Source organism: Actinomadura sp. 7K507 (genome assembly GCF_004348425.1).
Lineage (GTDB): Bacteria > Actinomycetota > Actinomycetes > Streptosporangiales > Streptosporangiaceae > Spirillospora.
The window spans coordinates 1-13823 of the sequence record NZ_SMKK01000068.1 but is presented as its reverse complement, the minus strand read 5'-3'; the positions used below and the strand labels follow the sequence as shown (position 1 = coordinate 13823).

General features: G+C 72.3%; 11 protein-coding genes. 1 reads left to right on the top strand and 10 read right to left on the bottom strand.

Annotated features, from left to right (window positions below; all coding sequences use genetic code 11):
- Window positions 1–105: 105 nt before the first annotated feature.
- The 5 genes from E1285_RS17370 to E1285_RS17350 all read right to left on the bottom strand — a co-directional run bounded on the left by E1285_RS17370 (window position 106) and on the right by E1285_RS17350 (window position 7250).
- A complete protein-coding gene (locus E1285_RS17370; protein WP_132153236.1) occupies window positions 106–1512 on the bottom strand; it encodes a transcription antitermination factor NusB in 1407 nt (468 codons plus the stop codon).
- Window positions 1512–2492, bottom strand: coding sequence for a methionyl-tRNA formyltransferase (gene fmt / locus E1285_RS17365; RefSeq protein ID WP_132153235.1), 981 nt, complete (start codon window positions 2490–2492; stop codon window positions 1512–1514). Before fmt ends, E1285_RS17370 begins: the two co-directional genes overlap by 1 nt.
- Window positions 2493–2551: 59 nt before the next feature.
- Window positions 2552–3097 (bottom strand): peptide deformylase, encoded by a 546-nt coding sequence (def, locus tag E1285_RS17360; protein ID WP_132153233.1) that lies wholly within the window; start codon window positions 3095–3097, stop codon window positions 2552–2554.
- 108 nt (window positions 3098–3205) lie between these two features.
- Window positions 3206–5014 carry a hypothetical protein gene (locus tag E1285_RS17355; RefSeq protein ID WP_132153231.1) on the bottom strand — a complete coding sequence of 603 codons (1809 nt, stop codon included), beginning with the start codon at window positions 5012–5014 and terminating at the stop codon, window positions 3206–3208.
- A 16-nt stretch (window positions 5015–5030) separates the two neighbouring features.
- Window positions 5031–7250, bottom strand: coding sequence for a primosomal protein N' (locus tag E1285_RS17350; RefSeq protein ID WP_132153229.1), 2220 nt, complete (start codon window positions 7248–7250; stop codon window positions 5031–5033).
- A 273-nt stretch (window positions 7251–7523) separates the two neighbouring features.
- Here E1285_RS17350 and E1285_RS17345 point away from each other — a divergent pair, with 273 nt between their 5' ends.
- Entirely contained in the window at window positions 7524–9074 is a 1551-nt protein-coding gene (locus tag E1285_RS17345) for an MFS transporter (protein ID WP_243722854.1), read from the top strand.
- A 132-nt stretch (window positions 9075–9206) separates the two neighbouring features.
- Here E1285_RS17345 and metK read toward each other — a convergent pair whose 3' ends face one another.
- The 5 genes from metK to mihF form a co-directional block, all read right to left on the bottom strand.
- Window positions 9207–10400 carry a methionine adenosyltransferase gene (metK, locus tag E1285_RS17340; protein ID WP_132153225.1) on the bottom strand — a complete coding sequence of 398 codons (1194 nt, stop codon included), beginning with the start codon at window positions 10398–10400 and terminating at the stop codon, window positions 9207–9209.
- 244 nt (window positions 10401–10644) lie between these two features.
- A complete protein-coding gene (gene coaBC / locus E1285_RS17335; protein ID WP_132153223.1) occupies window positions 10645–11865 on the bottom strand; it encodes a bifunctional phosphopantothenoylcysteine decarboxylase/phosphopantothenate--cysteine ligase CoaBC in 1221 nt (406 codons plus the stop codon).
- A 98-nt stretch (window positions 11866–11963) separates the two neighbouring features.
- On the bottom strand, window positions 11964–12218 hold the full coding sequence (gene rpoZ, locus E1285_RS17330; RefSeq protein WP_021597645.1) for a DNA-directed RNA polymerase subunit omega: 255 nt from the start codon (window positions 12216–12218) through the stop codon (window positions 11964–11966).
- An 88-nt stretch (window positions 12219–12306) separates the two neighbouring features.
- Window positions 12307–12900, bottom strand: coding sequence for a guanylate kinase (gmk, locus tag E1285_RS17325; RefSeq protein WP_132153281.1), 594 nt, complete (start codon window positions 12898–12900; stop codon window positions 12307–12309).
- Window positions 12901–13059: 159 nt separating this feature from the next.
- The gene (gene mihF, locus E1285_RS17320; protein ID WP_026405770.1) at window positions 13060–13386 is read right to left on the bottom strand and encodes an integration host factor, actinobacterial type; all 327 of its coding nucleotides are present in this window, start codon (window positions 13384–13386) and stop codon (window positions 13060–13062) included.
- Between the last annotated feature and the right edge of the window lie 437 nt (window positions 13387–13823).

The window sequence follows — 13823 nt, the reverse complement described above, 5'->3', positions numbered from 1 at the left end:
GCGCCACGCACCAGAACACGACCAGGAGCAAGGGAACGTAGAAGGCCGCGCTTCCCAGGAACGACACAACGTCCCAGAAGCCGGTCAGCACGGAACCCCCAGACGCTAGGTGCGGCGCAACAAGGCCAGGAACATCGCGTCCGTCCCGTGGCGATGCGGCCAGAACTGCGCGTAGGGGCCGTTCCCCAGGCCGGTTAGGTCATGCGCGAGGGACGTCAGAACCGAAGGTGCGTCGAGCCGTTCGACGTCGTCGCGCCCGCGCAGGACGTCGTCGACCACCACCCGGGTCTCGGCCATGTGGGGCGAGCAGGTGACGTAGGCGACCACGCCGCCGGGGCGGACGGACTCCAGGGCCGAGCCGAGCAGCCCGCGCTGGAGGGGACCGAGTTCGGCGACCGACTCGGGGCCGCGGCGCCAGCGGGCCTCCGGGCGGCGGCGGAGCGCACCGAGCCCGGTGCAGGGCGCGTCCACCATCACGCGGTCGAAGCATCCGGGGCGCCAGGCGGGCGCCATGCCGTCGGCGGCGACCACTCCGGCGCGGTCATCGACCGCGCGCTGGACGAGCCCGGCGCGATGCGGCGCGATGTCGGCCGCCAGGAGCCGCGCGCCTCGTTCGGTGGCGACGGCCGACAGGAGTCCCGCCTTGCCTCCGGGGCCCGCACACAGGTCGGCCCAATGAGTGTCAGGGCCGTCCAAGGGCGCTTCGGCCAGAGCCAGGGCGACGATCTGGCTGGCCTCGTCCTGGACGGCGGCGCGCCCATCACGGACGGCGGCGATGTTCGCCGGGTCCCCTTCGGGCAGCAGAGCGGCGTAGGGCGAGTACGGCGCGGGCTCTGCGCCCGCGTCGTAAAGCTCCTGGACGGTGGCTCGGCCCGGACGGGCGACCAGGGTGACCCGGGGGCGGGCGTTGTCCGCGGCGAGGAGTTCTTCGATCTCGCCCTTGCCGACGGCGTCCCGCATGGCGGACACGATCCACTTGGGGTGGCTGTGCGCGATCGAGAGTCGGGTGGTCGGGTCGGCGCCGGCGGGAGCCACGATCTCCAGCCAGCCGTCCATGTCGCGGGTGGTGACCTTGCGGAGCACGGCGTTGGCGAACTTGGCCTGCCCCGGGCCGGAGACCGAGCGCGCCAGTTCCACCGCGGTCCCCACCGCGGCGTGCGGCGGGATACGGGTCGCGAGGATCTGGTGGGCGCCGAGGCGGAGGACGTCCAGGAGCGGCGCGTCGATGCGGCGCAGCTCGCGGTCGCTGCACAGCGCGAGCACCGCGTCGTAGGTGCCGCGGCCGCGCAGGGTGCCATAGGTCAGTTCGGTGGCGAGGGCGGCGTCGCGTCCGGTGAGGCCGCGGTCGCGCAGGCGGGCGGGCAGCAGCAGGTTGGCGTAGGCGTCGCGGGTGTCGACCGCGCGGATCACGTCGAACGCGGTGCGCCGGACGAGGTCCTGGGGACGGCCCGTCTTGCGGGGGCCGCCCGGCCTGCGGTTCTGAGTGTGTCGGCGGTTACGGGCGGGCGGCATCAGTGCAGGGCGTCCTTGCTGGTGGAGTCGGCGCCACTGGTGGGTTCGGCGCCGCTGGTGAAGTAGGCGCCGCCGGTGAGGTCGACGCCGCGGATCCAGTCGGCGACGGCCATGCGGCGCTTGCCCTGCGGCTGGACCTCGCCCAGGGCGACGGGATGCGTCGCCGTTCCCGCCAGCACCTCGTTCTTGCCGGGACGCAGCTCCCCGGGTGCCAGTTTCTCCGCGCCGGGCACCGGACGGACCGGCCCCAGCTTGACCCGCATGTCACGGAAGTTCGTCCACGCTCCGGGGGCGGGCGTGCATGCGCGGACGAGACGGTCGATGTGCAGGGCCGGGGTGTTCCAGTCGACGCGACCGTCCTCGGGCGTCAGCTTGGCCGCGTGGGACACGCCCTCCGTGGGCTGGGGCCGCGGCTCCAGAACGCCCTCTTCGATGCCGTTCATCGTGTCCAGCAGGAGGCTTGCTCCGGCGACGGCCAGGCGGCCCAGGAGGTCACCGGTGGTGTCGGCCGCACGGATCGGCTCGGTGAGGACGCCGTAGACCGGGCCGGTGTCCAGGCCCTCCTCGATCTGGAACGTGGCCGCGCCGGTGACGTCGTCGCCGTGCAGGATCGCGCGCTGGACCGGGGCGGCGCCACGCCACGCCGGCAGCAACGAGAAGTGCAGGTTCACCCAGCCGTACGCCGGGATGTCCAAGGCCTCACGGGGCAGGAGCGCCCCGTAGGCCACGACCGGGCAGCAGTCCGGCGCGATCTCGCGGAGCCGGTCGAGGAACTCCGGATCCCGGGCCTTGGCGGGCTTGAGCACCTCGACGCCGGCCTCGGCGGCCAGCGAAGCCACCGGGCTGGCGCTCAGACGGCGCCCACGGCCCGAACGCCCGTCCGGGCGGGTCACTACCGCGGCGACCTCGTGCGAGGACCCCAGAAGCGATTTCAGGGACGGGAGCGCGGTCTCGGGCGTCCCGGCGAAGACGAGTCGCACGGTTACCGCCCCCTCTTGACGGCGTCCCGGCGCTGCGCTGCCGAATGGGCGAGCCGCACCTAGATCGCCTTCCCGAAGGTGCGGTGCGGCGACTCCTTGACGACGGGGGCCGGGTCGCCGAACCACTCGGCCTCCCTGATCGCCTTCATCGCGGCCTTGCGCTGCTCGGGGTCCATCCGGTCGATGAAGATGATCCCGTCCAGGTGGTCGGTCTCGTGCTGGACGCAGCGGGCCAGCATGTGGGTCCCCTCCAGCGTGATCGGCTCCCCGTGCATGTTGAAGCCCTTCGCCACGGCCCGGACGGCGCGTGCGGTGGGGAACGCCAGACCGGGAAGGGACAGGCAGCCCTCGTCGTCGGTCTCCTGCTCGTCCGACAGGTCCAGGGTCGGGTTGACGACGTGGCCCAGCCGATCGTCGACGTAGTAGGTGAACACGCGCAGGCCCACGCCGAGCTGAGGTGCGGCGAGGCCCGCGCCGGGAGCGTCGACCATCGTGTCGGTGAGGTCCTTGACGAGCTGGCGCAGTTCCTTGTCGAAGTCCTTCACCGGCTCCGCGGGAGTACGCAGCACGGGATCGCCGAAAAGGCGGATGGGCTTGACGGCCAACGGGACTCCGTTTCCTGCAAGGTTGCTACGAGTTCCTGCGGTTCGTGGTTCGTGCGCTTCGCGCACCGTGGGGTCTCCGTCCAGTCTATGGAGACGTCCCGTGAACATTCACACGCTGCGGCGTGTTCCCCCGGGCGCTGAGCGCGCCTTGTAGGCGGCCGTCCGAGCGGCCTTGGCGGTCGCCTTGTCGGGATGGTGCGCGCCCAGGGCCTCCAGGACGTCCGCCACACCGGGGTGGTCGGTCCGCCACATGTCGTCGACCATCGACTCCATCTCCGCCCCCGGAGGCGCGTCGATCAGGGCCGCATCGACCGCCTCCCCGGGGTCGGCGGTCTCCATCATCCCGGCGACGGTGTCGACGAACACCCACAGGTACTCCTCGCGGCCCAGCTCATGCCCGGCCGGGTCCCCCATGGCGTTGAGCCAGAGCGCGGCGTAGGGCGAGACCAGCGGATGCTCCTGCGCGGCGCGGACCACGGCGGTGGCCTCGGGGCCGATGCGGTGCAGGACGGCCGCGGCGAGGTTGCGGGCGCCGGGGCCGCCGGTTCGCATGACGTCCAGGAGGTCGGCGGCGGCGTCCTTGGGGTCGTGGCCCGCCAGCCAGCCGTCGATCTCCTCGTCGGCGGCCTCCGGCCGGTACCAGGTGAGGCCAGCGATGAGCTCAGACGCCCTGGCTCCTGCCAGGTCGCCGATGACGGGCGCGACGAACCCGTCCGCGAGCAGCAGCTCCCGGACGGCCCACACGCCCAGCGGAGTCAGCGCCCGCCCCTTGCCGGACGTCTCGATCACGCCCCACTCCTCAAGGGCCGTCAGTTCGAGGAAGAACGCGTCCGACACGAGCGAGGGCATGGTGTCGGCGTCGGTGAGGTCGTAGGCGTCCTCGATGTGGTCGAGCAATGCGCCGACCAGGGCCTCAGGCTCGGCCGGGTCCTCCTGCTCGTACAGGTGGATGAGGACGCCGGTCATCTCGTTCTGGACGAGTTCGACCGCGTCCAGGCCGTCCGCATAGTCGTGACCGGGCACGATCAGGGCGTCGAACAACGGCAGCCACGCACCGAGCAGTGCCGCGTCATCGCTGGATCGGAGTCCGTCCAGGGCGGGGCCGGGGGCGGACTTGCCGTCCTCGGCGGTGATGACCTCCGTCTCCAGGGCGGCCCACCAGAGCCGTTCCAGCTCGCCCGCGTCCTCCATCTGGCCGTGGCGCCGAGGAACCTCCAGCCCCAGCGCGAGGCTCGCGGCCTCCGCGTCGGCCTCGGTGAGGGTGTCGTGCTCGGTGAGGTCGCGTTCGCCCGTCCAGCCGGCCAGGGCGAGCACGTTCTCGGTCAGCGGGGAGCGGCGCACGGCCTTGGCCAGCTCCGCCTCGGGGGCGAGCCGCACGGGCGGGACGACCAGTTCCTCGACCTGCTGCAGGTACCCCTCGGTGCGGGCGTAGCGCTCCTCCTCTGGGAGCGCCTCGAAGTCGCGGATCCACGCCTCGACCGCATCCTGGTCGTCCAGGGAGACCCCGTCGGCCTGCATCAGCCCGCCGATGACCTCTGCGGCCGCGTGCCGCTCCTCGGTGTCGACCTCGGCGACCAGGTCCGTGAACTCGGGACCGGTCCGGTCGATCTCGGCCTTCAGGGCGGCGGCGCCGCTCCCGGTGACGACACCCGTGTCCTCCAGGTACGCGACGATCCGGCGGAGGACGTCCAGGACGGTGGGGACGTCCTCGCGCCCGGCGACCACGGACTCGGGGAACACGCGCAGCAGGAGCTCGCGAAGACCGTCCGGGGTCAGCTCGTCCGGGCCGGTCAGGCCCATCTCCTCCTGTGCCAGTTCGAGCAGGATGCGCGCTCCCGGCTCGTCCAGCGTCTCGCCGCGTTCGTCCGTCCACCGCCGCAGGTCGCCCACGGTGGTCTCTACCCAGTTGTCGGCCACCCGAGAACCCTATTGGTCAGATCAGCTCCAGGGGGTCGATCTGGACTCGTACGGTCTCCGCCGCCTTGCGCGCGCTGCGGACCCCCTGGGCTTCCTTCAGGGCGCGCGCCAGCGCATGCCCTCCGGCCCGGGGCACGCGGATCAGCGCGCGCTCCTTGTCCTGCGCGTCGGCGCCCCCCTGCGGACCGGGCGGCTGCGGGACGGGGACAGGCCCGAGCACCTCCGCGCCATCCGGCAAACGGGTATCGGCCAGAAGCTCCCGGATGGCCGCAGGGGTCGCGGTCAGGGAGGCCATGCGCGCGGCGGGCGGAAAACCCACCTCCCTGCGCTCGGCCAGTTCCCGCTCCGCGTAGGTGACCGGGTCCCACCGGACGAGGGCCTGGACGGCGGGCAGCGACCCTTCGGCGGCCACCACGACCGGCCCCTGCGGACGGACCAGCGCCGCAGCGTTCATCCAGCGCCGCAGCGTCTCCTCCCCGGCACGCAGATCCGGCCGTCCGAGCAGCACCCAGCCGTCCAGCAGGAGGGCGGCCCTGTACCCGCCTTCTGCGGGCGGCTCGGCACCCGGCGTCGACACCACCAGAGCCCGTTCAGGGCCGATCCGTTCGAGAATGGCGTCCCGCCCAGAGGTCCGCACCGGCACGCCGGGGAAGGCCCTGCCCAGTTCCTCCGCGGTGCGCTTGGCGCCGACCACCACGGCACGGAGCTGGACGAAGCCGCACTCGGGGCAATGCCAGTCGCCGGCGATGCGTCCGCACCAGCGGCAGTACGGGGCGGCATGGGACGACGGCAGCGACAGGGGCCCTTCGCACGCCGCGCACCGTGCCGGTGTACGGCAGCGGCCGCACGCGATGCCCGGGACGTATCCGCGCCTTGGGACCTGCACGAGAACGGGCCCGTCCTCCAGTGCCCGCCGGGCCGCGTCGAACGCGACGTTCGGCAGGCGCGCGGTGCGGGCGGCGGCGTCGCGGGCGAGTTGCGCGTCCTCCCCCACGTACCGGACGCGGGGCATCGCCGTACGGACGCGCCCCCGGTCCGCGGCGAGCGTGTGCGCCCAGCCGGACTCCACGAGCTGGGTGGCGTCGGTGGTCCTGGTGAATCCGCCCACCAGCGCCGCGGCGCCCGTCCTGTGGGCGCGCAGGGCCAGCACATCCCGGGGATGCGGATACGGGGCGTGCGGCTCCGCGTGGACGTCGTCACCGTCGTCCCACAGCGCGACGAGCCCGAGGTCGGCGACGGGCGCGAACATGGCGGCGCGCGTGCCGACCACCGCCCGCGCGGTTCCGCGCAGGACGGCCAGCCATCTCCGGTACCGCTCCGCCGGGCCCGGCTCCGCCGTCAGCGCGACATGCAGGCCCTCCCCCAGCTCAGCCTTCAGCGCGGCGTCCACGCGGGCCACGTCGCGGCCGTCCGCCACGACGACCAGTGCGCCGCGTCCGCCCCGCAGCGTCACGGCGACGGCGCGCGCTATGGCCGCCGTCCAGTCGGGCCCCGGGAGCGCCGTCCACACCGCCCGCGGCCCCTTGCCGCCTGCCAGCGCCCTCAGGAACGACGCCCCGGCCGGATAGTCGCTCCACACGCCGGCAGAGGGCGTCTCATCGTCCCCGGAGGGCTCGGCCCCACCGTCGTCAGGCACGGCCACAACATCGTCGGACACGGCCTCGCCGTCGTCGGACACGGCCTCGCCGGGCTCGGCGTCGTCACGGGCGGGCGCGCGTTCCGCCTCGACGCGGGCGTGCCGTGGCGGCACGGCCAGCCGGAGAACGTCCGCGAACGTTCCCGCGTACCGGTCCGCGACCTCCCGCACCAGCGCCGCGATCTCCGGAGTGAGGACGGGTTCGGGTGAGGTGACCCGCTCCAGGTAGAGCAGCTTCCCGTCGTGGTCGCTCTCCGCGACCCGCTCCAGCACGAATCCGTCGACGAGCTGCCCGGCGAAGCGCACCCGCACCCGGCATCCGGGGACGGCCTTGGCGTCCAGCTCGGCGGGGACCAGGTAGTCGAAGGGGCGATCGAGATGCGGAAGGGACATGTCGACCGCGATCCGCGCGACGGGCCGCTCCTCGGCGGGACGGCGCGCCCCCTTCTTCCCGGCCTTCACCGCCTTGCCGGTCTTCCCCGCGGCGGCCGGCTTCCCGGACTTGGGAGACTTCCCGGATTCGCTCGGCTTCTCCGTGGGCGTCTCCGGCAGATCGTCCAGGCCCGGGATCAGGTCCGTCCCCCCGCCGTCCTTCGTCACGCCCCCGTCCTACCAGATCAGCCCGACAGTCGATCGCGCACGCCAGGGATCGCGCACGCTAGGGTTGGTCCGTTCGAACGGGGTGCGCGTCCGCCGGCTCATCGCCCGATGCCTTCCGTGCCCTCACCGTCCGACGAGCCCGTGCAGGCGATGACCACAGCGCATACTCAAGAACGGGCGGACGACTCTGCCCGGCAGGGGCCATCAAGCCGCCGTCCGCGACCTCCGTCCCGGCCGCCCTGGAGAAAGTGGGCGAGCCCGCGCCACCCCGTGGTGGCGGCCACGTTCGCCGCGGCCGTCCTCCACCTGGTGTGGGCGCTGTACCTGGCGACCGAGGGCGGCGACCTGGCCGCGCAGGCCGCCTGGACGGACTTCGCCTGGGAGCACCCGGACGCCGCGTACAGCTTCTTCTGGTACGGCGGGATGCACCCCGCCTCCTACAGCGTCCTGTCGCCGCACCTGATGGCGCTGTTCGGCATACGCACGGTCGCCGTGGTCACCGGCACGGTCTCGGCCGCGCTGACGGCGCACCTTCTGCGGCGGTTCAAGGCGCCCGTGGCGCTGCCCGCCTCCCTCTGGGCCGCGTTCGCGCTGGTGTGCAACGCCGCGTCCGGCCGGACCACGTTCGGCCTGGGGCTCATGTTCGCGCTCATGGCGACGATCGTGGCGTTCACCCCGCGCGGCACACCCGCCCTGCGCGCGGCGGGGATGGCCGGCCTCAGCGTGCTCGCCTCACTCGCCAGCCCGGTCGCGGGGCTCTTCCTCCTGGTGCTGGCCGCGGCGCTGATCGTGACCGGGCGCCGCCGCGCCGGCGTCTGCGTCGCCATCGGCCTGCCCCTCGTGGTGGGCACGACGAGCCTGCTGTTCCCCTTCGACGGCATCCAGCCCATCTCGCTCACCGCCATCGTCCTGCCCGCCATCACCAGCGTGATCGCGATACTGACGTGCGCGCCGAAGAACTGGGCGTTCATCCGGATCGGCGCCGGCGTCTACCTGGCCGGGATCGCCCTGACCTGGCTGATCCCCTCCCCGGTCGGCAGCAACGTCGAACGGCTCTCCCTGCTGTTCGGCGGGATGTTCCTGCTGTCGGCCGTGGCGCGCGCGCAGGGGCGTCTCCGCATCGCCGTCCTGTCCCTGGCGTTCATCGTCACCGCGTCGTGGCAGGTCGTGAAACCCGTGGACGACCTCATCCACACCGAGCCCGCCGACGAGGCCGCCGTGCACGCCAGCGGGCTCATCTCCGAGCTGAAGGACCTCGACGCGGACAAGGGACGCATCGAGGTCGTGCCGCTGCGCTCCCACTGGGAGTCGTCCGGCATGAGCCGCCACTTCGTCCTCGCGCGCGGCTGGAACCGGCAGGTCGACGCCGAACGCCACGAGCTGTTCTACGAGGACGGCGCGCTGACGCCCGACTCCTACCGCGACTGGCTCCACAGGTGGGCGGTGCAGTACGTCGCCCTGCCCGAGCAGGAGGCCGACTGGTCGGCGCAGGAGGAGGCCGCGCTGGTCGAGAAGGGCCAGCCGTACCTGACGGAGGTCTGGCAGGACGAGCACTGGCGCCTGTTCCGCGTCCTGCGCGCGACGCCTCTGGTCGACCGCCCGGCGTCCGTGCACGCGCTCGACTCCGGCAAGCTGGTCGTGGACATGCCGTTTAGGGGGTCTGTCCTGATGCGCGTCCACTGGTCGCCCTGGCTGAGGGTGACGGGCGGGGACGCGTGCCTGACGCGCGCGGGCGACTTCGTCCGGATGACGGCGAAGACGCCCGGCCGCTTCACGATCGACGGCCCCTACGGCCTGCAGCGCGGGAACCAGTGCGAATCCTGACCGGCGCACGCAGGGCACCAACCGACCACGGCACCAACTGACCACGGGGCCTCACCAACGACGAATGAGCCCCGGGGAAGTCCCCGGGGCTCATTCCTCGTTCAGTGCGGCCCGTCGTGACGGGCGGCCGGGTTACAGGCCCGCGGCGGAGGCGAGGTCCTTGGCGCGGTCCGTCGACTCCCAGGAGAAGCCGGGCTCCGTGCGGCCGAAGTGGCCGTACGCGGCGGTCTGCTGGTAGATCGGGCGGAGCAGGTCCAGGTCGCGGACGATCGCGCCCGGACGCAGGTCGAAGACCTCGGAGATGGCCTTCTCGATCTTCTCGGGGGCGACCTTCTCGGTGCCGAACGTCTCCACGAACACGCCGACCGGGTGGGCCTTGCCGATCGCGTAGGCGACCTGGACCTCGGCGCGGTCGGCGAGCTGCGCGGCGACGATGTTCTTGGCGACCCAGCGCATCGCGTACGCGGCGGACCGGTCGACCTTGGACGGGTCCTTGCCGGAGAACGCGCCGCCGCCGTGCCGGGCCATGCCGCCGTAGGTGTCGACGATGATCTTGCGGCCGGTGAGCCCGGCGTCGCCCATCGGGCCGCCGATCTCGAAGCGGCCGGTCGGGTTGACCAGCAGCCGGTAGCCGTCGGTGTCGAGGTCGAACCCGGCGAGCACCGGGTCGACGACGTGCTCCTTGATGTCGGGGGTCAGCAGTTCCTTCAGGTCGATGTCCGGCGCGTGCTGGCTGGACACGACGACGGTGTCGAGGCGGACGCCGCGGTCGCCGTCGTACTCGATGGTGACCTGGGTCTTGCCGTCGGGACGCAGGTAGGGGACGTCCCCGTTCTTGCGGACCGCCGACAGCCGGTGCGCGAGCCGGTGCGCGAGCGTGATCGGCAGCGGCATCAGGTCGGGCGACTCGTTGGTGGCGTAGCCGAACATCAGGCCCTGGTCGCCGGCGCCCTGCCGGTCCAGGTCGTCCGTGCCCTCGCCCTCGCGGTTCTCGTAGGCGTCGTCGACGCCCTGGGCGATGTCGGGCGACTGGGCGCCGATGGACACCGACACGCCGCAGGAGTGGCCGTCGAAGCCCTTCTTGGACGAGTCGTAGCCGATCTCCAGGATCTTCTCCCGGATCACCCCTGGGATGTCCACATAGGTCTGGGTGGTGACCTCACCGGCCACATGCACCTGACCGGTTGTGATCATCGTCTCGACCGCGACCCGGCTGCCCGGGTCGTCCTTGATCATCGAGTCGAGGATCGCGTCGCTGATCTGGTCCGCAATCTTGTCCGGGTGGCCTTCGGTGACGGATTCGGAGGTGAACAGGCGGCGAGGCACGTACGTGAACTCCTTGCAGCGGCTGCTGACTGTCGTCGCAGAACGGATTCTTGTCGACTTCGGCTGGGGAACTGCTCCCCGCCGGGCTTCCCACGGGTCTCAGGGGCGAAGTCTAGCGGGATCGTCGCAGAGCACCACTAGTGCGGGCCTGCGCGGGCACCTCCGGTGGGTCGGGTGGCGATGTCGATCGAGGGCTGGGTCGAGGCTAGGCCAAGGGCTCGGATGGGATTCGGCCGGGGCACGGTCAGTCGGGTGGAAAGGGGGCGAAACGGGCGGCGACGAGGTCCCAGACGATCTCGGCGAGCGCCTCCTTGGCACCGCGCGGCACCTCGGTCTGCGAGCCGTCCGCGCCGAGGATCACGGCGGCGTTGTCGGGGCGCCCGAAGGTCAGGTCCTCGCCGACCTGGTTGACGACGAGGAGGTCGCTGCGCTTGCGGGCGAGCTTGGCGCGGCCGTTGTCAAGGACGTTCTCGGTCTCGGCGGCGAAGCCGACGATCACCTGCCCGGGGTGACGGGTCTCACCCAGTTCGGCCAGGATGTCGGGGTTCTTGACCAGCCGGATCGGCTCCGGTTCGCCGCCCTCGGTCTTCTTGATCTTCGAGCCCTGGTAGCCGGACGGGCGGAAGTCGGCGACGGCGGCGGCCATGACGACCGCGTCGGCGGTGCCCGCGGCCTCCAGGACGGCCCTGCGCATCTCCTCGGCCGACCCGGTGGGCACCGTCCGGGCCCCGGCCGGCTCGGGCAGCGCGACGTTGGCGGAGACCAGGGTGACCCGGGCGCCGCGGGCCACGGCCGTGCGGGCGAGGGCGTAGCCCTGCAGGCCGGACGAGCGGTTCCCGATGAAGCGGACGGGGTCGATGGCCTCCCGGGTGCCCCCGGCGGAGACGACGACGTGCCGTCCGGCGAGGTCGCGGCCCCCGGTACCGCGGGCCAGGACGTGCCGGGCGACCTCGAACAGCTCGGCCGGGTCCGGCAGCCGGCCGGTGCCGGTGTCCTTGCCGGTGAGCCGCCCGGAGGCCGGTTCGACCACCACGACGCCGCGGGCCCGCAGCGTCGCGACGTTCGCCCGCGTCGCCGGGTGCTCCCACATCTCGGTGTGCATCGCGGGCGCGAACACCACCGGGCACCGCGCGGTGAGGAGGGTGTTGGTGAGCAGGTCGTCCGCCAGGCCGTTCGCGGCGCGGGCCAGCAGGTCGGCGGTGGCGGGGGCGACGAACACCAGGTCGGCGGCCTGCCCGAGCCGGACGTGCGGGACCTCGGCGACGCCGTCCCACACCCGGGACGAGACCGGATTGCCGGACAGGGCCGCCCAGGTGGGCTCCCCGACGAAGCGGAGCGCGTCGGCGGTCGGGACGACGGTGACGTCGTGCCCCGACTCGGTGAGCCGCCGGAGCAGCTCGCACGCCTTGTACGCGGCGATTCCGGCGCTCACTCCGAGCACGACGCGCGGCTTGGGGGAGGTCATGTCCGCCACTTTCCCATCCGGTGCCGGACACCCGCGCGCCGGGGTCCGGGGCCGCCCCGGAAGGCGCCTCGGGCGGCCTCGGCCGCCACGGGGCTCTCTCAGCCCTCGATGGGCTCGGCGTTCAGGAGGCCCTCGCGCGTCTCGCGCAGGGCGATCGACAGCGGCTTCTCCTGGACCTGCGTCTCGACGAGCGGGCCGACGTACTCCAGCAGGCCCTCGCCCAGCTGGGCGTAGTAGGCGTTGATCTGCCGTGCGCGCTTGGCCGCGATGCTCACGAGGCCGTACTTGGTGTCGACGACCTCGAGGAGCTCGTCGATCGAAGGATTGGTGATGCCCTCATTGCTGGCTGCCACTCGGTGGCCTTCCCCTAGGACTTGTTAACCACGTGCGGGTCTTGTGACCACGTGCGATCATCGCCCGCCGGCCACGGCGGACGTCACGCTAGTGGACAGCCATCAAGGCTAGCAGCTCAACGCACACGTCCTGGACGGACGTGTTGACGAGCGTGACGTCGAACTCCTTCTCGGCGGCGAGTTCGACGCGGGCGGCGTCGAGGCGGCGCCCGATGACCTCGGGGGGCTCGGTGCCGCGGCCGGTCAGACGGCGGACGAGCTCCTCCCAGCTCGGCGGCGCGAGGAACACCAGCCGTGCCTCGGCCATGGAGCGGCGCACCTGCCGGGCGCCCTGCAGGTCGATCTCCAGGAGCACCGGCTCGCCGCGGGCGAGGCGCTCCTCGACGGGCCGCCGCGGGGTTCCGTAGCGGTTGCCCGCGAACTCGGCCCATTCGAGGAGCTCTCCTTCGCCGACGAGCCGGTCGAAACCGGCGTCGTCGACGAAGTAGTACTGCACACCGTGGGTCTCACCCGGCCGGGGGGGCCGGGTGGTCACCGAGACCGACAGCCACACCTGGGGGTGTGATCGCCGGATCTCGGCGACGACCGTGCTCTTGCCGACGCCCGACGGCCCGGACAGGACCGTCAGGCGCCGCGTGAGCGGGTCATGCGGTTCGGAGCCTTCCGGCACTGGGTCGACCATTCTCATCCGGCCTGTCCGCGGAGGCGTGGCCTGCACGGGCCTGCCGGGAATGAGAAGTGCTCGGCCGTCGCGCCGGAGCCGGACGGGATGGTGCCGGATTCGGGTCGCCCCGAGCCGGCCGCGGCGGCCTGGCCGCCGCGCCCGCCCGTGAGTCGCGCGTCAGCGGTTCGCACTTCCGCCGAACTCACGCTCCAGGGATGCGCGCTGGTTGGCGCCGAGGCCCCGCACACGGCGGGACTCGGCGATGCCCAGACGCTCCATGATCTGCTTCGCACGGACCTTGCCCACACCGGGCAGCGATTCCAGAAGGGCCGACACCTTCATCTTTCCGATGACGTCGTCGGACTGACCCTCTTTGAGAACCTCGGCGAGCGAGGTTCCCCCGTGCTTGAGCCGGTTCTTAACCTCGGCCCGCTCCTTGCGCGCCTTGGCAGCCTTCTCCAGGGCTGCGGCGCGCTGTTCGGGGGTTAGGGGCGGAAGAGCCACGCCGGGTCACCTCAGGTTTCCACTCGACGGAGTCGGACGGGTTGGGAAACTAGCGAGTTCACCGCCCATTAGGCAACGTGAAGTGCCGTTTAGCCCGCCACAAATTCACGAAAATCACTCCTTGGAGTGTCCTGAATACAGAGTGTACACAACTGCGGGCCCTCGACCGTGCATCCCGCCGCCTTGCTGGGACTTTCGCATGATCGTGAAAATCCCCCCGTTCCGGCCCCATTTGCGGCACCGGGCACCGCTTTGCGGCTACTGTTCGAACCCTCGCCGGGGCACCGAGCGAGGCGTCCGGCACCCGCCGGCGGGACCGCGCGGCGGGCCTCATGTGAGGTCCCCCACAAACGATCCCGACCGAGTGACGCTCGTCACGCCACGCCGTTCCGCACGTCGCGGCGGGACCGTTACTGCCATCCTCGACAGCACGCCGC